This is a genomic window from Terriglobus saanensis SP1PR4 (assembly GCF_000179915.2).
Lineage (GTDB): Bacteria > Acidobacteriota > Terriglobia > Terriglobales > Acidobacteriaceae > Terriglobus > Terriglobus saanensis.
This window is the reverse complement of record NC_014963.1, coordinates 3,675,858-3,694,408: the sequence shown is the minus strand read 5'-3', so window position 1 is coordinate 3,694,408 and position 18,551 is coordinate 3,675,858. Positions and strand designations below refer to the sequence as shown.

Sequence of the window (18,551 nt, the reverse complement as noted above, 5' to 3'; positions counted from 1 at the left end):
GGATAGCGCGACGGATGCTCTCGCCGCTTGCTATGCCTCTTTGATCCGTGTGACCTGGTCCGCCTGTGGGCCCTTTTCGCCCTGGATGACGTCGAATTCCACTTCGTCGCCTTCCTTCAGGCTCTTATATCCGTCCAGCTGAATTGAGCTGTAGTGAACAAAAACATCGGGTCCATTTTCCCGACCGAGAAAACCAAATCCTTTTGCATTGTTAAACCACTTAACGCTGCCTTTGTATTGCCCCATGCTCTTGCCTCGTCCATACCTCTAGTCGGCAACTTTTCGTACGTACCGATCTAGCTGATTAAGACGCGAGGTAACCTCGTATGGTTTGTTAGAGATGCGATGGCATAAAAATAAGTTAAATTGACCGCTATCAGGCAGACACGGAGCTTTTCCGCGCACTATAGAGAAGCGTGCCGACGATCGTCTTTCCATCGTGAATTTTTCCCTCAAGAATCATTTTGAGGACTTCCGAAAGAGGGACGAGGCGAATTTCGATGCGCTCGTCTTCTTCCGGCTCCGCGACACCAAGGCTAAGACCTGTAGCCAGATAAATTTCCATCCATTCGCCGACAAAGCCGGGGCTTGGATAGTAGCGGACGAGCTTCTTCCACTTTTTGGCGCGATAGCCGGTTTCTTCAATCATCTCCCGCTTTGCGGCGGCAAGGGGCGTTTCGCCTTTGTCGATCTTGCCTGCGGGGAGTTCGAGAAGAAACTGTCCGGCGGCGTGGCGATACTGGCGCTCGATCACCACGAGTGGATCGTTGGGATCTTTGCTGTCGTCAATCGCAAGGACAACGACCGAGCCGTTGTGGCGGATGATGTCGCGGTAGCCTTTGACGCCGCCGGGTTCAAGAACGTGATCGGTGTAGACCGAGAAGAAGCTCCCCTTATAAGCGACCTTTGAGGAGAGCAGCTTCGCCTTTTGCGAGCTACGGCTGGAGGCTGTTTTGGGTTTCGTGCGAGAGATTTTTCCAGAAGATGAAGACTTTGCCATGAGATCAACCGTATCAAAAGTGCATCCAATCGGGAGCACCCTTCATCTGAAAACGCGGGGCAGGTCAGCATGCGGGTTGCCGTGAGAGACTTGGAGACGCCCGAGACGTATCCTGAACAGCCAATCGCAGCAGAGAGAACCGCATGACCGCCGAGTGCTACCCGATCACTGTGTTACCCAATCTGTCGCGTATCTTTCGCGAGTACGTCGAGTTGCGCTCCGCTCCTGCGGATGCCCCGGTGCGAAAGTACTATGCCGGTACGCCCTTTGATGGCCGATGGAAGCTGGGCGTAGACCGCAAGCTGTCTGCGGATCGCGTGCGCGTTGCAAACCTGCTGAAGGCGCAGAATGTCGGTTTTGGTGCAGGTGAGGCCGCGCTGGAGAATATCGAACGGCTTCGTGAAGGCGCTCGGACCATCGTGACAGGGCAGCAGGTGGGGATTCTGGGTGGACCTCTGCTGACGTTGATGAAGGCTGCGACGGCGGTGCGCAAGGCGCAGGTCGCAACCGAAGCGGGTGTACCGCATGTCCCGGTGTTCTGGATGGCGACCGAAGACCACGATCTGGATGAAGTGAATCAGATCACGCTGCTATCGAAGACCAGCGTTGAGACGCTCCGAGCGGAGATCGCCGGACACAGGCTGGAGCCTGTGGGTGGAATCTCAGTCGGGGATGAGTTTGAAGCGGTGCTGGCACAGGTGGAAGAGCTGCTGGGATTCGCTCCTGTGTGCGAGCTGCTGCGCGAGTGTTATGCCCCCGGAGAGACTTTGGGCAGTGCGTTTGGCAAGCTGCTGGCGGCCTTGTTCCGTGAGCAGGGTTTGATTGTGATCGACGCCAGCGCACGTGAGTTTCATGCGTTAGGCGCGGACGTTTTGCGCGCGGCGATTGTGGATGCAGATGTTCTGCAGAGTGCGTTGTTGCAGCGCAGCGAAGATCTGGCACGCGAAGGGTATCACTCGCAGGTACTGATCGTCGCAGGTGCGAGCCTGTTGTTCCTGGTCTCCGAAGATGGGCAGCGTTTGCCCTTACGTCGTGTGGATGGTCAGTGGAAGGCTGGGCTGCAGACGTATTCCAACGAGCAGTTGCTGCAGATTCTGGAAGAAATGCCAGAGCGGCTGAGCCCGAATGCGCTCCTGCGACCGGTGTTTCAGGATGTGCTTCTGCCGACCTCGGCCTATATCGGCGGGCCTGCGGAGATCGCTTATTTCGCGCAGTGCGAAGTCTTGTATCAACACATTCTGGGCGTGATGACGCCTGTACTTCCGCGGCTCTCCGCCACGCTGGTAGAACCTGCGATTCGCACCGTGATGCTGCAGCACGAACTGGCCCTGCCCGATGCCATGCAGACCGTGGAAGAGCTGGCGCAGAAACTGGGCGCACGGGCGATGCCGATTGAAGGCAAGCAGAAGATCGCTGCCGCAGGGAACGCTCTGAACGAAGAGCTGACGTCGCTGGTGGGTTGGATGGAGCAGGTGGACGAGAGTCTGGGGCGATCCGCTGAGGTGTCTGCTTCCAAGATGCGTTACCAGATGAATCGCCTGCGGCGCATGGCGGCAACCTTCCAGTTGCAAAAGGAAGCGAGTCTCCGCAAGCATGCCAACGCGGTCGTGAATTCGCTCTATCCACATCAGCATCCGCAGGAGCGTCTGCTGGGTGGGGTGTGGTTTGTCGCCCGCTACGGCGAGGGGCTGGCGCAGCTGCTGGTGGACAACGCCGAACAGGAGTGCCCCGGTCACCGGGTCATTGACCTCTAGCAAGTCACCGGCCTGGCTGGCGCGCTAAAATACTCTGGCGATGAGTAAGCATAAGAAACAAGAGACCAAGATTGGGTTCGAAGTGTCTTGCCCCGAGTGTGGGGGCATGTTGCGCATCGACCCTGTGACGCAGTCGGTGATTGCGCATACGCCCGCGCCGCGCAAGCGCATGTTCGAGGATCTGCAGACGGCGGCGAGTGCGATGCGCGAGCAGGATTCGCGGCGAGACTCCATCTTTCAACAGTCGCTGGACGCGCAGAAGAACCAGGCGGACATCTTCGACAAGAAGTTTGCCGAGGCGCTGCGAAAGGCGAAAGAGACTCCCGATACAGGCAAGCCGCTACGGGAGTTTGATCTCGACTAGCTGATTGGGTTTGGGGCGGTCGAGGCCGAGGGTGCGGCGTCCCGCAGGGCTGATACGGTCTGGAGTCCAGATTTTTGTTGTGATAAAAGCCGCTTTGCTGGTGCTGATATTTTCGAGCCCGGCGAGGCGGTTTTCTATTTGCGCAGCCATCTGGGACTGCCAGAGCTCATCCGTGTTGGTGGGGATGAGTGTAATGGTGGCACGGTATTTCTGAGGGACGCCGGGGATGTTGCGTCCCGGAGCTTCGAGATCTTCCTGTAAAGAGAGACTGTCGACCAGACCGAGGTCGACGATGTTGCACTTGAGCTGCGGATCAAAGCAGTCGTGCAGGGCGCGGAGGAGGTCGGCTTGGGTGAAGGGCATATTGGAGGACGACGCTGGCTTAGTTCTTGCGTTCTACGAGGTAGCGAGCTACGGATTTTAAAGAATCCGCGGCGGAGCCATAGGACTCAAGTTCAGCGAAGGCTTCTTCGATAAGCGTGTCAGCCTGGGCGAGCGACGCTTCAATGCCGAAGACGGCGGGCCATGTGACCTTGTCGCTGGCGGTGTCCTTGCCTGCGGTCTTGCCGAGATCTTCGGAGCTCTGCGTCATGTCGAGCACGTCGTCCACGATCTGGAAGGCTAGACCTGCGCGCTGGCCAAAGAGACGGAGATGTTCGACCGTCTCTGCGCTGGCTCCGGCGAAGATGCCCCCAGTGACGATGGAAGTAGTAATAAGCGCGCCGGTCTTGGCGCGATGGATTCTGTCGACCTGTTCGGCGGTGGGTTTGGTGCCTTCCCCTTCGATGTCGAGGACCTGGCCGCCGATCATGCCGTAGGGGAGACCTGTCCCGTCCGTGGGACCTACTCCCGTTCCGGTAGCAATCGCGATCTCGCGGATGATTTGAACGGTCGCTTCCGCAGGGCAGGAGAGTCGCGACAGTGTCTCGTAGGCGAAGGTCTGCAGAGCGTCGCCTGTGAGGATGGCGATGGCTTCTCCGAAGACGATATGCGAGGTGGGCTTGCCGCGGCGGAGATCGTCGTCATCGAACGAAGGCAGATCGTCGTGGATCAAGGAATAGGTATGCAGCATCTCGAGCGCGGAGCCGAGGTCCGCGATGCCGGCAGGAAGCTTGCCCGCAACCATGCGCCCGGCTTCCATGCAGAGGATGGGACGAAGTCGTTTCCCTCCCGCGAAGACGCTGTAACGCATGGAGCGATGGATGGAGTGGGGGGCAATCTCCGAACCAGGCAGAAGACGTTCCAGCGCCGCGTCAGTTGCCGCAGCGCCGCTTTTCAAAAGTTCAATAACTGAGGAGAGGACTTCGATCATAACCACCTTGCCTAAAAAGTATATGCCCTTCCCCGTTCGCGGCGAACGAAAGGAACTGTGATCAGGAGTGCGGCGATAGAAATCGCGATGCCCAAAGATTGATCGGAGGATCTGCGATAGACGATCTCAATGGAGTTGTCATGGCCCGGTAAGAGAGGAATGGCGGCTAGTCCGTCCGTCCTTGGCCGAGTCAATGAGATCTCCGTGCCGTCGCGGAGGAGGTGCCATCCATGGAAGAGGCGGAGATTCAAGATGAGAAACTTCGGACCCGCCTTGACCTGATAGAAGGTGAGATAGGGATCGCCCGAGGAGATCGTCGTAACGCGGGGAAGGCCCGGAGAAGGCGGAGCGTCGGGGTTGTCGTTCGTCCAGAACGCTGGATTACCATGCGCCAGTGAATCGTTGTCCGCGTCGGTGGGGGTGTACTCGTCCGTGGGGTCGATGCCTTGGTGGTTCTGAAGAGTGGAGCGAATGTCCGCGACGGTGTCGTCGTCATGGAAAGGCTGGTGGTAGAGATGATCTCCGGTGAAGGCGAGGATGACGGAGAGTGCAAGGGCTGCTACAGAGGCGAGTTTATTTTTCCCGAGATGCGAAAGAGCCAGGGCAAAGAGAAAAGCGGCGATGGCTTCTTCCACGGCGGTGAAGCGCCAGGGAAATTGCAGAAAGAGAAGTTGTGGGGCGTGCCGCCAGATCGGAGCGGATGGCGGGGTGAGCAGGAAGAGAACGATTACGGTGACGATGGTGAGGAGCATCACGTTTTGGTGCGATGGACGGGCGTTGCGCTTGAGCCCATTCCTGCTTGCAAAGAAAGAGGTACTCAACAGCCATGCCGCAGAGAGCAGAGCGACGGCGAAGATAGCCAAGGCGGCGAAAGAAGCTTGCCGAAGTACGGCAATGTGCGAGTCTTCGCCGGAGTGGGCGAAGAGGAAGTTGTTCCAGGGCTGCATGCCTTCGAGGACAGCCATCTGGATCTGTACGTAACGGCGTTCGTACGCTGCGGGAAGAATGTAGAAGGCCGCGAGGGCGAGCCCCAGGGCCGTGCCAGCGCTGCTTCTCAGTGCGAGTGACCACAGAGGCCGAATGCCAGCTTTTCTTTCGAAGAAGAGGCGCAGGAAGACGATCAACGCCAGCGTGTAGCAGCCGACGACGGCAGCGGGAGCATTGGTCAGCCAGAGCAGCGCAACCGCGATGCCGAGGGGAGCGATTCGGATGCGAGGGCGCAGTGCTTCAAAGAGGAGTAGCGGCATCCATGCGGCGGCGAGGAGCTCGGCGAATGCCGTGCGCTCATATGCGACGAAAAGCATGTACGGATTCGCCAGATAGACGCAGGCGGCGATGAGGGCGGCGTTGGAGGTTGTGTGCGCGCGGGCGAGGCGATAGAGCGTGAGACCGCTGAGGGTCAAAGCAATCCAGGTAAAGACGATGGGAACGGCGCTCCATGGAAGGATCGTGCCGAGCGCCGCGCCGAGCATCCACGTGAGCGGCGGGTAGAAGAGGAAGCGTGGCTCGCCCGCGTTCCATGCGGCGGCGAAGTCCCATCGCGGCAGCAGAACGCCCTGGCTCCACTGGTGCTGCGCCTCCATCCAGTTGCCGACGTGGAAAGGAAAGTCGTGACCGCAGGAGGTCCCGCCGAGGATGAGTGGGAGCACCGCCAGCAACGCCGCGAGCGGCAGAAGAAGGCGGTGCCCGTTCTCACCCATCATGGCGGAGAGGCGCTTCATTTGGGAGTGAGTGTGAGCAGGTGGGAACCCGCGCCATTGAAGTTGAAGGGTAGCGGCAACGGCCGGCCGCTGTACCAGGAGGGAAATTGGTCCATGTACCAGGGGCTTGCGAGGTTGCCGGACTGGCCGTAGGGAATCACCATCGTGGCATGTTCCGGATCGTAGGGGTCGACCGTGAAGCGCTGCGAGGGACCATGGTCGGGGCTGACGGAACGCACTGCGGAGATGTCTCCTGCGAGCGGGAGTGACGGTGCTCCCGTGTTGCGTCCGACGATGGGCCGCATCCATACCGCCTTGCCGAAGATGGGATGATTTTCTGCGAGACGGTTCTGATCGCCCCAATGCCACTTCTCCAGGTTCGAGGGAGCGCTGGCCTGATTCAGGCCCTTGTCGAGTGCGGAGGTAAGAAGCTCGTTCCAGTCGGACTTGTCTGCGGGGAGCCACTGTGCGGGTGTTCGTGCGATGAGTTCTTCCAGAACGAAGCTCTTCTCTCCCCAGGTGTAGAGCTTGGCGGCGTCCCCGAGATGAGGTTCCAGGAGCATGGGCCAGAGAGCATCTTTTGTAGCGGCTACGATGGCGGGTGCGGGAGATTCGATGGTGACGTTGCCGTCCCAGGAGCGCAGAAGATCGGCCGCCTGACGAAGTCGCTTGGAGGGTGCCTTTGCGTGATCGATCGCGTAGGCAAGACGGTGGGCGATGGTCTGGTCGAGTGCAGAGAAGGTGTCGTTCTGCAACGCGGACATGTCGTCGAGGGTCAGGTCCTGTTTCGAGGCGAGAACCTTCCAGATGCGTTCGTTGCGGTAAGGTATGCCCCAGTCCAGAGAGATGGCGAAGGGATAGTTTTCATCCGTGATGCGCGAGTTGGCGGTGGCGAGGATGCCTCCCGGAGGATCGAAGACCTGGGGAAGCATGTCGAAGGGGATATATCCGCTCCATTCGTAGGTGCCGGAGGTGACGGGAACGGGCGTGAGACCGCTGGCGTGTGTGGCTTCGCCGCGCAGAGGGATCTTGCCGAGAAGGTGGTATCCGATGTGGCCCTGGTCGTCCGCATAGACGACGCTCTGAGACGGCGCGCCGAAGTTGCGAAAGGCGTCGAGGAACTCAGTCCAGTTCTGCGCGGAGTTCACGAGCGCAAAGGGAGAACGAATTACAGCGGGATCGTAGACGTTCCAACGCAGAGCGATCTGGCGCGTCTCTTTGGGATAAAGCGGGGAGAGGATCGGTGTCGAGACATTGCCGTGCCGTGTGAGCGTGATGTCGAGATCGACGTTCCGGCCGTGGGCGACCTGGATGAGTTCGTGCGCGTGCTCCAGTGGAAGCCATGTACCGTCCGGCGTCTTGTAGCGGTCGTGGTCCACGGTTTCGACGTAGAGGTCCTGCACGTCCGCGCCGCTGTTGGTGAAGCCCCAGGCGATGTGCTGGTTGTGGCCGACGATGATGAAAGGGACGCCAGGAAGAGAAACACCGGTGGCATGGAAGTTGGGGGCTTCTAGATCGGCCTCGTACCAGATACCGGGGATGCCGAGGGCGAGGTGCATGTCATCCGCGAGCAAAGGATGACCGGAGGCGGTGTGCGCACCGGCGACGACCCAGTTATTGGAACCGGCGGTGCAGTCTTCGCAACGGTAGCGCGAGACGAAGGGCGCGAGGATGGATTCCACTTCCGCCAACTCGCGCGTGTGTTCCGGGCTGCGGAGCGAGGCCTGCGAGGCGTCGAGGGGGATCTCGATGAACTCCTTGGGAACGGTAAGGTCAGGCTTCCCCTCGGAGGGGGGATGGTCTCGCCACGAGCCCACGGGGTAGAGATCGGCCTGTAGCTCCGGCGAAAGTCTGGCCATGACGGCTTCGCGGTTCAGCTTGTCGGGAAACTTTGTGCTGAGGTCCTGCGCCATGACGAGGGCGATGAGCAGGGAGTCTCGCGCTGTCCACGGGGCTGGTTTGTAGCCGAGGACACGGAACTCTGCGGGAAGCTGCCCTGTTTGGGAGTCGATGAGCGCGTTGACGCCCCGCGCGTAAGTGTCCAGCCAGTGGTGTTCAGCGGGGTCGAGGTTGGCGACGGCGCGATCGGCTGCAGCACGGATCTGCAGGTAGCGCTGCAGACGGTCGTGCGGGATGAGGGCGCTGCCGAAGATCGCCGCGAGTTCGCCTGCTCCGTGGCGGCGCAGAACGTCCATCTGCCAGAGGCGGTCCTGCGCGGTGGTAAAGCCCTGCGCAAAGATGAGGTCGTCCATCGTGGACGCCGTGATGTGCGGGATGCCGTGCTCATTCCGCTCCACGCGCACGGAGGCGCTGAGGCCGCCGACCGGCAGCGAACCTTCGACCACCGGAAGCGAGGCGCGCAGTGCATGGGAGAACCACAGGCGCGCGCCCAGGACGCAGGCAGCGACCAAAAGAACAAAACCCAGGAGGACAAAAACGAGGCGACGCAGCCATGATGCCGTGCGCGAGAACGGACGCGCAGGCGGCTGCCAGGAGGGAACGGATGGGGATGGTCTTGAGGTACTCATTGCTGAGCAAGTCTAGCGTACTGGCAGGGCGAAAATTGTTTTTTACCAGTACTTCGGACAGGCTGGTTTGCACGAGCGCGACGGCTTGGCTTTGGACTGTGCAACAGTGTACATAGACCTATAGACACAGATTCTTCAAGAGATAGACCTGGGGTAATGGGGAGGCGATTACGATGGCGGAGGGGTTTCAGGTGGAGTCGGTGCAGGGCCTGCTGCTAGGGCTTCTGGCCATGATGGTGATCATCGCCGGCTTTGCGCGCAGGTTGAACGTCTCGTATCCGATTGTCCTGGTGATCGCGGGCCTGGTGGTGAGCTTTATTCCCGGAGTGCCGCGTTTCCCCCTGGCTCCCGATGTCGTGTTTCTCGTCTTTCTCCCACCGCTCCTGTTTGCCGCGGCATGGCAGACCTCCTTGCGAGAGTTTCGCCAGAACATTGCTTCGATTTCCATGCTGGCCATTGGATTGGTTGCGTTTACCGTCTGGGTGGTAGCTGAAACGGCGGACCGCTTTATTCCGGAGCTGGACTGGAAGGCTGGGTTTCTTCTGGGGGCGATCGTCTCGCCCACGGACGCCGTGGCGGCGACCTCCATCGCGCGGCGGCTTGGCCTGCCACGACGGATCGTGGATGTGCTGGAGGGCGAAAGCCTCGTCAACGATGCGACTGGCCTGCTGGCGCTGGAGTTCGGCATCGACATGCTGTTGCGCGGACAGCCGCCGACTGTGACCCAAGGGCTTCTGCGGCTGCTCTGGCTGCTGGGCGGCGGCGTGCTTGTCGGGCTGTTGATTGCGGTGGTGGTGTCGTGGTTCGAACGCTGGGTGGATGATGGTCCCGTGGAGATTGCGATCTCTGTGATCGTGCCGTACGGCGCGTATCTTGCCGGGGAGTCGGTCAAGGCTTCGGGCGTGATCGCCGTCGTCGCCTGCGGTCTCTACATGGCGCGCAAAAGCACGGAATACTTCTCCCCCGACACGCGATTGCAGGTCGTTTCGGTTTGGAGTGCACTGACATTTCTACTGAATGGTCTGGTCTTCCTTCTGATCGGCCTGCAGCTTCCCTATGTTCTTGCGGGCATTCGCGGCTACAGCCATCTGGCGCTCATTGGATACGGTGTGGCGTTCTCTGCGATCCTGATCACGGCGCGCATGATCTGGGTCTTCCCTGGGGCATGGGTAGCGAGGACCCTTATCCCGAGAATTCTGCACACCGGGGATACGAAGGCTCCTGCGGCGCAGGTCTTTGTGGTGGGTTGGACCGGGATGCGTGGTGTGGTGGCCCTGGCCGCTGCCAGTTCGCTGCCCTATGTCCTGGGGAATGGGCAGCCCTTTGCCGCACGGAACCTTATCGTATTCCTTACGTTTGTCGTCATCCTGGTGACGTTGGTGGTGCAGGGCCTTACGCTGCCTCCGCTCATCAAGGCGCTGGGTTTGAGTGATCAGGGCGTGGATTGCGAGGAGGGCGATGCCCGTCGCATCGTTCTGGAGGCTGCGATTGCCTATCTGGAGCAGCCGCGCGAAGGGAAGAGCGAGCAGATACGGCATGCCTATGAGGACCTGTTGCATCAGTACGAACATCGCCTGGAGGGGCTGACCGAGTGCGGCGATCCTTCGGTCGTGAGCGATCCGCCACCGATGCGCGAGGCGGCCAGGATGACCCTGCAAGTGGAGCGGCAGGCCCTGATTCAGCTGCGCGACCAGGATCGCATCTCCGATGACACCCTGCGCATGCTGGAGAGGGAACTCGATCTCGCGGACAGCAGGCTCGGGTCGATCAGCGCGAGTACAAACGCTGGCTGAAGATCGGTCCGTAGGCTTATGCTTGAGCGTTAGGAGTCTGTCTTGCATCTGCGCGTTCTGTTTCACAACAACTGCTTCGATGGCGCATGTTCTGCGTCCCTCTTCACACGCTTCCACCGTGAGTGCATTGGAGGTGTGGACGAGTACAGCTACAAGGGCCTGATGCATAAGGCCGGGGCGCAGTTCGACCCTGCGGACTTCCTTGAGGTCGACAAGGGAAATCAGAATGCGATTGTCGATTTCAAATACTGGAATTCGCCGAAGCTGACCTGGTGGTTCGACCATCATCAAAGTGCGTTTCTGACTCCAGAAGACCGCGCGCAATTCGATGCACAGCAAACGGACGGACCGCATGCGATGCGTCAGTTCTTCGATCCCAACTACATCTCCTGCGCCGGATTTATCGCGCACGTTGCTTCGAAGAAGTTCGGGTTCGACACCTCCGGTCTGAAGGACCTGATCTACTGGGCGAACCTCATCGACGGAGCCAAGTACGAGAGCGCACGGTCAGCTGTGGAGATGGACGCGCCTGCGATGCGGTTGGGCATGATCATCGAAGCGGCGAAAGACAAGACGCTCATCCCGCGTCTGATTCCCATGCTGACGGAGATGAGTTTTGCGGAGCTGCTGGAGCAGGACTTTATCGCCCAAGAGTTTGAGCCGCTGATGGCGGAGCACAAGCGGGCGATCGGCATGATTCGCAACCGAGGGCTCGTGGAAGACGGCGTGATCTCCTTCGACCTGGCTGACGAACCCATCGACGGCTACAACAAGTTCATCCCCTACTACCTCCATCCCGAGGCGCTGTACACGGTCGGTCTGACGAAGGCGAGCTTTCGAACGAAGATCTCCGTGGGAACAAACCCCTGGTTCACGGTGCCGGAGAACACTCTGATCAACATCGCTGCGATCTGCGAGCGCTATGGCGGCGGCGGACACGCCCGTGTGGGAGCGATCAGCTTTCCGCCAGACGCGGATGGTCTGGCCAAAGCGCGCGTGGCGGCGGCAGAGGTGCTGGCGGAGTTACAGGGGCGCTAATTTCCCCTTCAATGAGCAGCGACATTTGACCTACTTCGATCTTGGTCAAGTGGCCCATGACATCGCGGTCCGTTGGCTTGAAAGTTAAGTTTCTAACTCACAGGCTCTACAGAAGCCTCTCCCAGGCTGTACGATTTTGCGTAACCCCCTCTCCCCGGCCGCAACTTTCTAAGTGCGGCCTGCGTCGCTGATCAAGAAGTAAATCCTGAAAAAGTAATGAAGGAGAATTATGGAGATGAATAGTCGACGTAGCTTCTTTGGCAAGATCGCTGCGATGGCGGCTGTCGTAACCGGTACCAAACTCTTCGCGCAGCAGGCTGCACCCGTTCCTGCTCCTGGCGCAGCACCGGCGGGCGGACCGGGTGGAGATCGCCCGCGTCGTGGTGGCGGAAACCATATCCACAACGGCATCTATTACTTCTCCGGAACCGGCTCGAATGATGGCTATCCCCGCGAAGATCATGTGCTGGTCACGGATCCATTTGAGAAGCACGTCACGCGGACGATGGATGCGTTGAAGAAGTCCGTCGAACGCGCGGGATGCACGATGGACAGCATCATTCATCTGGAAGTTTTTCTCTGCCTCCCCCACGCGGACACGATTCCCATGCCGACCGGCAGTGCGCGATTTGCAGCGCATAAAGCGCAGTACGACGCGTTGAACAAGATCTATGGAACGTACTTCAGCCCGGGCAAGGCTCCTTCACGCGCCTGCATGGCGTTGGAGTGGATTCCTGGCGATTCGCTGATTGAGATTGTTGGAAGCGCCATAGTGGTCAATCCACCCGCACCCCCTGCTGGTGAATAGTTTAAAAAAGAGATCTGAAAGGAAGTTACGCATGAATCTGAAGTCCGGTTGGAATCGTCGATCTTTTCTCTCCACCCTTGGTGCTGCTACGGGCAGTCTGTTTGCCAATCCCAAGTTGCATGCTGCGAAGTCCAAGGCATCCGCGCACGGTGTAGACGGCAGCCCCATTGTGCCGATTACCTCCGGTCTCGGTTCGACGGGCGACATCTACGCCGAGCTTGGGGTGAAGCCGCTGGTCAATATTGTTGGAACGGTGACTGTCATCGGTGGATCGGTGATGAAGCCCGAAGTGATGGAGCTGATCCGCAGAGGCAACGAGCACTTTGTCCTGATCGACGAACTGGAGATTGCAGCGGGCAAGTTCATTGCGAAGCTTTGTAAGTCTCCCGAAGGCTACACCGGCCTGGTTACGGGTGGAGCGGCTGCGGCCATGGTCGTGGGTTACGCCGCCATGATGACCGAAGATCTCGAACCCCGCATGAAGCAGGTTCCGGACACGACCGGCTTCCCGCGCACAGAGGTCATCATCCAGAAGAGCCATCGCTACAACTTCGATCACCAGATCCGCCAGACCGGCGCAAAGCTGATTGAGGTGGAGACGCGCGAGGAAATGATCGCCGCAATCAATCCGAAGACGCTGGCCATTCACTTCACCAACATCCAGTCCAACATGGGCAAGGTCAGCGGACCGGAGACCGTTGCGATCGCGAAGGCGCACAACATCTACACCTTCAACGATGCGTCGGCGGACGTTCCGCCCAAGGAGCGTCTGTGGGAGTATCCCGCAGTCGGCTTCGACATGGTGACGTTCTCGGGCGGCAAGGACATCTGCGGACCGCAGGCCTCCGGCATTCTGATCGGCAAGGAAGAGTTGATCCGCTGGTCTCTGCTGAACATGAGTCCGCAGGAAGATCGTATCGGCCGTTGCTGCAAGGTGGGCAAGGAGACGATCTTCGGCCTGCTGAAGGCGTTGGAGCTCTTCGTTAACCAAGATTACGACGCCGTGCTTCGGATGTACGACGCGCGTGCTCAGGTGATTACGGACGCCGTGAAGAAGTTTGGTGTGACGGCGCTTCCACGTAAGTTCGATCCCCAGGCGCTCGGCAACGTAACACCCCATTACAGCTGGCAGATCGACCAGACCAAGCTGAAGATCACCGCGCAGGAAGTCATGCAGCAGCTTGCAGACACACCGAAGCTTGGCATTGGAAGCTTTGGTGCAGGCGCGGCAGGCATGCGGGGACGCAATCCGGACGCTCCGCAGCATCCTGAGGGCGAAGCACCACGTCCGCGACGGAACCGTCCCGCTCCGGATCCCACCACTTTTGGGTTTGCCGTTTGGCAGATCAAAGACGGCGAGGACAAGTTCATCGCTGATCGCCTGGTGGAGATCTTCAAGGCTGCGCCTAAGGCGTAGTTTGGAACACGAACAAAAAGAACCTCGTCCTGCTCAAGCGGGACGAGGTCTTTTTGTTGAACATTCGCTTTGCGGTGCCGAGAAGAGGATTTTCGATTTCGCTGCAGATTTCACGATGCGAGATTCTTATCTCGTGTGGTGGAAGATCGCGAACTTCGAGACGTCGTTGAAGATGATGAGACCGAAGACGAGAAGGATGACGAAGAACGCGGCCTGGTAGATGCGTTCCTTCCATGCCGGGTTCAGGTCGCGGCGCATCACGCTTTCGACGAGGAGGAAGAGGATCATGCCTCCATCGAGGATCGGGAAGGGCAGCAGGTTGAAGATGCCGAGGTTCACGCTGATTCCGGCGGCCAGCATGAGGACGTACCACTTGCTGATGCTGGAGGCGGTGTCGATCTGCTGGAAGATGCCGACGGGGCCGGAGACGTTGCGGACAGAGACTTCCCGTGTGAACATGCCGTGGAGCATATCCACGATCAGCAGGGAGGTCTTCTTGTTGTCATCCCAGGATTGCTTTACGGCGCCTGCAAACGACATGCGCTCGACGCGGGCTGGCGGTGGGTTGACGCTGAACCCGAGGCGGTAGACCTTGCCCCGTTTTGGGACTTCGGTGAGACGTGGGGTCGCCTTCAGCGTCAGGGACGCGTTGTTGCGTAGGATGCCCAGCGTGATGGGCTGACCCTTCTGGTCGGTCATGTATGCGCTGGTGGCTTCGGTGGAACGCAAAGGAAGACCGTCGATGGTGGCGATTCTGTCGCCAGCCTGCGCGCCTGCTTCAGACATCGCACTGTCCGGAAGAACGGAGGCGACGATGAGCGGCGTGTTCTGCGCACGGGGAATCCAGCCTGTGGCGATGGGGTCGTAGTCGTCCAGCTTGCCGTTGGAGGTGATGATGATCTGCTTGTCCACAGACTGGCCGTTGTGCAGATAGGAGATCGCAACGGGTTGGTTCAGATGCAGCATGGAGCGGTTGAAAATGTCGAGCCAGGCGGGATTTTCGACCTTATCAAAACGGGTGATGGTGTCACCCAACTGAAGTCCGGCTGCGTCGGCGGCGGAGCCTTTGGCTACGTAGTCGATTACAGCCGCGCCCTGCAGACCTTCCGCTACTTCGTGGTGGAAGAGGTTGACGGCGAAGAGGATGAAGAAGGCGAGGATGAAGTTGAAGACGGGGCCCGCGAGGGCGATGAGAATGCGCTGCCAGCGCGGCTTGACGTTGAAGTTTCCCGCGTCATCGCGAGGTGCGGTGTCGTCCGTGTGGGCGATGCCATCTACCTCGATTTCGCCCGTCATTTTGACGTAACCGCCGAAGGGGAAGAGGTTGATGCGGTAGTCTGTGCCGCTCTTTCCACGGTAGCCAAAGAGACGCTTACCAAAGCCGAAGGCAAAGGCTTCTACCCGGACGCCGCAAAGTTTCGCAACGAGGAAATGGCCAAACTCATGCACCAGAACCATTACGCCAAGGATAAGAACGAAGTTGATCAGGCCAGGAAGATGCGAAAAAAGGCTCAAAATCGGTGTTTCCTCTATTGTTTCTCTTACTTATGACTCGGCTGCGATGATTTCGCGAGCAAGTGCGCGGGCCTGTTGATCGAGAGCGAGAACGTCTGCGATCGTGGCTGGCGAAGATGCGGTTGTCCGAGCCAGAACCTCTTCGATTGTACGCGGGATACCGAGAAATGGCAGGTTTCCGGCAAGGAAGGCGGCAACGGCGATCTCATCCGAGGCGTTGAGCGCGATGCAGTGGGCCTGGCTCTTTTCGGCTGCTTCATAGGAGAGACGGAGGCAGGGGAAGCGGTCGAGGTTGGGCTGTTGAAAGTCGAGCTGCGAGAGCGTGGAGAGGTCGAAGGTGAGGTCGGAGGCGATCCGGTCGGGGTAGGCGAGCGCGTAGAGGATCGGCAGGCGCATATCCGTGACCGAGATCTGCGCCAGGATACTGCCATCGATGTACTCCACGAGGGAGTGAACCGTGGACTGGGGGTGGATGGTCACGCGGACTTTGCCGGGGGGCAAGTTGAAGAGGCGGCAGGCTTCGATGATTTCGAGGCCCTTGTTGAGCATGGTGGCCGAATCGACGGTGATGCGCTGGCCCATGACCCAGGTCGGATGTTTGAGGGCCTGCGCGGGCGTGATCTTCGCGAACTCATCGAGCGGCGTGTTCCGAAATGGACCGCCGCTGGCGGTAAGCCATATCTGCTTAACCTCTGCCGAGGTGCCGCCACGCATGCACTGGTGGATGGCGTTGTGTTCGGAGTCGATGGGGAGCAGCGCCACGTTGTTCTTTTTGGCCGCGGCGATGATGAGTTCGCCTGCGGCGACGAGCGCTTCTTTGTTGGCGAGACCGATGGTCTTGCCCGCGAGCACGGCTTCGTAGGTGGCTTCGAGGCCCGCAACGCCCACGATGGCGGAGACGACGAAGTCGACTTCGCTGAGGGTGGCAACTGCCACGGAGCCTGCGGTACCGTGGAGGACTTCGGTGTCGGTGTTGTCCACGAGTAGCGCCTTAAGCGTCGCGGCCGTTTCTTCGTCGGCCATCGAGATGTATTTCGGACGCCATTGCCGGCACTGCTGGAGGGCGACTTCAACGTTGCGTCCGGCGGCGAGTGCGACGGGACGGTAGAGCTCCGGGTAGCGGGCGCAGATATCGAGGGTGGAGGTGCCGATGGAACCGGTGGATCCGAGAATTGCGATGTTCTTCACGTAGTTTATTTTCGCAGATCGTCGGTCAAGGGTTTTGATAGGAAGGGCAGACTACTGTCGCGGCATGCGTGCTTCGAGAGAAGCGAGTCGCTCGCGGATGTCGATGGCAAAGTCCAGCTTCTCCGACAACGAATGAATCGCCGTCGTCTGCTTCTCATCTCGTAGCTTCATCTCTGAAGCGATACCCTGTACGGCCCGCGCCTGATTTTCGTCGCGAAGCTGCATTTCAGTCCGAAGAGAATCGATGGAGACCTTCATCGAGCGAATCTCCGGGACAAGGATGTCCTGAATGGCTTCGCGGAATGCGTCTACGACATTCTTTGTGCTCATGGCTGCAATAATTATCGCCTAAAAGGGACCGAGGCCGAAGGCCTCTTTCAGCAGCAGGAGATACCAGAGCACCGGTGCGGCGGTAAGGAGGGCATCGATACGGTCGAGGATGCCTCCGTGGCCGGGAAGCATTGCGCCGGAGTCCTTTACGCCCACACCGCGCTTGATGGCGGATTCGAGAAGATCTCCCACCTGGGCGGCGATGTTGACCAGGGCGGCGAGCAGGAGGGTCTGCCAGACGGGTTCGCTGATGTGGAGGAGGGTGTTGCCGCGGCTGGTCAGCGTGTTCGAGACCACGATCAGAATGGCCGTAATGAGCACCGACCCGGCGATGGAGGCGAAGGCGCCTTCCCAGGTTTTGTTTGGGCTGAGCGAGGGTGCCAGCTTGTGTCGGCCGAAGGCTTTGCCGATGTAGAGGGCGGCGATATCTCCTGTCCAGACAGCGAGCATAAGGAAGATGAGAAGCGCGACGCCGTTCTCTTTTTGCGCGAAGAGGGGGAGGAGCGAAAGCGGGTAAGCGATGTAAATGAGCGCAAAAAATCCTGAAGCGGCGGTGGGAAGGGCGCGCTCCAGTTGTCCACGAAAGGCGGAGACGGTGAGCAGAGAGAGACCGAGAAAGCTTAGTACCGGGAGCGGGGCCTCCATCGGTCGGTAGTCGGTTACTACGAAGAAGATGATGACGGCGGGGATCATCCACCAAGCGGGGATCGGTGCGCCACCGGCCTTGGTGAGGGCGGCGAACTCGTAGGCGGCCAGGCAGGCCACGATCCCGCAGAAGGCGATGAGGGCCTGGGGATTACTCCAGAAGATGAGACCGAAGACGAGGGCGATCAGAACGATGGCGGTAAGAATGCGCTTCATGCTCTGGCAAGGATACAGCTTCAAGACTGCGCGCCAGGCTGTTAGGACTTCTAGCCGTGAAGAACCGGAGCCGGGTCAGGTAGTTCTTCGTCGGTCTCGACCTGGCCGATGCCACCGTAGCGACGGTCGCGGCGCTGGAATTCAGCGATACTTTCGAGGAGATGCAGGCCTCGGAAATCCGGCCACAGAAGGTCGGTGACGTGAAGTTCCGCGTAGGCGATCTGCCAGAGAAGGAAGTTGGAGATGCGCATCTCACCCGAGGTGCGGATGAGCAGATCCGGATCGGGCAGGGCGTGCGTATACATGGCGGCGGAGAGAGAGTCTTCCGTGATGCCGGCATGTTCGTCCACAGCGAGAAGATCTTCGACGGAGATGCCGCGGCGCTTAGCCTCTGCCAGGGTGTTCTGCATAGTGAGGCGGGCGGCATCCACGATCTCGCAGCGGGAGCCGTAGTTGAGGGCCAGAGTCAGGGTCGTACCGGTGTTCTTGGCTGTTTCGGCTTCGGCCCATTGCATGGTTTCCTGGACTTCTTCCGGAAGCTCATGGATACGACCGATATAGGCCATGCGGACATTGTTGTCCTGCATGCGCTTGACGTTGCCGACGAGGTAGGAACGAAGGAGCTTCATGAGGAAGCTGACTTCGGACTTTGGGCGACGCAGGTTATTTTCCAGCGAAAAAGCATAGAGCGTGAGGTATGGAAGATTGATGCGGGAGGCGGTCTCGACCACGAAGTGGACGGACTCTGCGCCTTGCTGGTGGCCACGGAAACGCTTCATGGCGCGTTTACCGGCCCAGCGGCCATTGCCATCCATGATGATGGCGACGTGCTCGGGAATGCGTGTGGGATCCAACGTGCGGTAGAGCGCGGCCTCTTCAGAGGACAGCTCGTGGACGCGGAGAGGCTGTGTAAGCGGCAAAACGACCTCGCAGAAACGACCGT

Annotated in this window: 17 protein-coding genes; 6 read left to right on the top strand and 11 right to left on the bottom strand. The window is 59.5% G+C overall.

The features are described 5' to 3' along the window. Positions 1-30: 30 nt before the first annotated feature. Positions 31-246, bottom strand: a complete 216-nt coding sequence (locus ACIPR4_RS14860; protein ID WP_013569479.1) for a cold shock domain-containing protein — start codon at positions 244-246, stop codon at positions 31-33. A gap of 130 nt (positions 247-376) precedes the next feature. Then, positions 377-1,000 (bottom strand): NUDIX hydrolase, encoded by a 624-nt coding sequence (locus tag ACIPR4_RS14855; RefSeq protein WP_013569478.1) that lies wholly within the window; start codon positions 998-1,000, stop codon positions 377-379. A gap of 143 nt (positions 1,001-1,143) precedes the next feature. Between ACIPR4_RS14855 and bshC the strand changes: the two genes are divergently transcribed. Both bshC and ACIPR4_RS14845 read left to right on the top strand, forming a co-directional pair. Next, positions 1,144-2,754 (top strand): bacillithiol biosynthesis cysteine-adding enzyme BshC, encoded by a 1,611-nt coding sequence (gene bshC / locus ACIPR4_RS14850; protein WP_013569477.1) that lies wholly within the window; start codon positions 1,144-1,146, stop codon positions 2,752-2,754. A gap of 106 nt (positions 2,755-2,860) precedes the next feature. Continuing rightward, on the top strand, positions 2,861-3,118 hold the full coding sequence (locus ACIPR4_RS14845; protein ID WP_144312695.1) for a hypothetical protein: 258 nt from the start codon (positions 2,861-2,863) through the stop codon (positions 3,116-3,118). On the opposite strand, the gene ACIPR4_RS14840 is transcribed toward ACIPR4_RS14845, so the two are convergent. The 4 genes from ACIPR4_RS14840 to ACIPR4_RS14825 are packed head-to-tail and all read right to left on the bottom strand — an operon-like array spanning position 3,095 to position 8,658. Continuing rightward, positions 3,095-3,481: a metal-sulfur cluster assembly factor gene (locus tag ACIPR4_RS14840; RefSeq protein WP_013569475.1), complete on the bottom strand. Its 387-nt coding sequence runs from the start codon at positions 3,479-3,481 to the stop codon at positions 3,095-3,097. The two genes, ACIPR4_RS14845 and ACIPR4_RS14840, sit on opposite strands and share 24 nt — an antisense overlap. A gap of 19 nt (positions 3,482-3,500) precedes the next feature. After that, positions 3,501-4,430, bottom strand: coding sequence for a polyprenyl synthetase family protein (locus ACIPR4_RS14835; protein WP_013569474.1), 930 nt, complete (start codon positions 4,428-4,430; stop codon positions 3,501-3,503). An 11-nt stretch (positions 4,431-4,441) separates the two neighbouring features. After that, positions 4,442-6,151 carry a 6-pyruvoyl-tetrahydropterin synthase-related protein gene (locus tag ACIPR4_RS14830; protein WP_013569473.1) on the bottom strand — a complete coding sequence of 570 codons (1,710 nt, stop codon included), beginning with the start codon at positions 6,149-6,151 and terminating at the stop codon, positions 4,442-4,444. Next, positions 6,148-8,658 carry a penicillin acylase family protein gene (locus ACIPR4_RS14825; protein ID WP_013569472.1) on the bottom strand — a complete coding sequence of 837 codons (2,511 nt, stop codon included), beginning with the start codon at positions 8,656-8,658 and terminating at the stop codon, positions 6,148-6,150. Before ACIPR4_RS14825 ends, ACIPR4_RS14830 begins: the two co-directional genes overlap by 4 nt. A 173-nt stretch (positions 8,659-8,831) precedes the next feature. Between ACIPR4_RS14825 and ACIPR4_RS14820 the strand changes: the two genes are divergently transcribed. The 4 genes from ACIPR4_RS14820 (at position 8,832) to ACIPR4_RS14805 (ending at position 13,714) form a co-directional block, all read left to right on the top strand. Next, entirely contained in the window at positions 8,832-10,451 is a 1,620-nt protein-coding gene (locus tag ACIPR4_RS14820) for a Na+/H+ antiporter (RefSeq protein WP_013569471.1), read from the top strand. A gap of 42 nt (positions 10,452-10,493) precedes the next feature. After that, positions 10,494-11,489, top strand: a complete 996-nt coding sequence (locus ACIPR4_RS14815; protein ID WP_013569470.1) for a hypothetical protein — start codon at positions 10,494-10,496, stop codon at positions 11,487-11,489. A 235-nt stretch (positions 11,490-11,724) separates the two neighbouring features. Continuing rightward, positions 11,725-12,297: a RidA family protein gene (locus ACIPR4_RS14810; protein ID WP_013569469.1), complete on the top strand. Its 573-nt coding sequence runs from the start codon at positions 11,725-11,727 to the stop codon at positions 12,295-12,297. 31 nt (positions 12,298-12,328) lie between these two features. Next, positions 12,329-13,714, top strand: coding sequence for an L-seryl-tRNA selenium transferase (locus tag ACIPR4_RS14805; protein ID WP_013569468.1), 1,386 nt, complete (start codon positions 12,329-12,331; stop codon positions 13,712-13,714). 126 nt (positions 13,715-13,840) lie between these two features. Here ACIPR4_RS14805 and rseP read toward each other — a convergent pair whose 3' ends face one another. Genes rseP through uppS form a run of 5 tightly spaced genes read right to left on the bottom strand, consistent with a single transcriptional unit; the run spans position 13,841 to position 18,528 of the window. Then, positions 13,841-15,229, bottom strand: coding sequence for an RIP metalloprotease RseP (rseP, locus tag ACIPR4_RS14800; protein ID WP_013569467.1), 1,389 nt, complete (start codon positions 15,227-15,229; stop codon positions 13,841-13,843). 30 nt (positions 15,230-15,259) lie between these two features. Then, positions 15,260-16,417, bottom strand: coding sequence for a 1-deoxy-D-xylulose-5-phosphate reductoisomerase (gene dxr, locus ACIPR4_RS14795; protein ID WP_013569466.1), 1,158 nt, complete (start codon positions 16,415-16,417; stop codon positions 15,260-15,262). 51 nt (positions 16,418-16,468) lie between these two features. Beyond that, entirely contained in the window at positions 16,469-16,747 is a 279-nt protein-coding gene (locus tag ACIPR4_RS14790) for a hypothetical protein (protein WP_013569465.1), read from the bottom strand. Positions 16,748-16,765: 18 nt separating this feature from the next. Further along, positions 16,766-17,608, bottom strand: a complete 843-nt coding sequence (locus tag ACIPR4_RS14785; protein WP_013569464.1) for a phosphatidate cytidylyltransferase — start codon at positions 17,606-17,608, stop codon at positions 16,766-16,768. Between the two features lie 50 nt (positions 17,609-17,658). After that, positions 17,659-18,528 carry a polyprenyl diphosphate synthase gene (gene uppS, locus ACIPR4_RS14780; protein WP_013569463.1) on the bottom strand — a complete coding sequence of 290 codons (870 nt, stop codon included), beginning with the start codon at positions 18,526-18,528 and terminating at the stop codon, positions 17,659-17,661. Between the last annotated feature and the right edge of the window lie 23 nt (positions 18,529-18,551).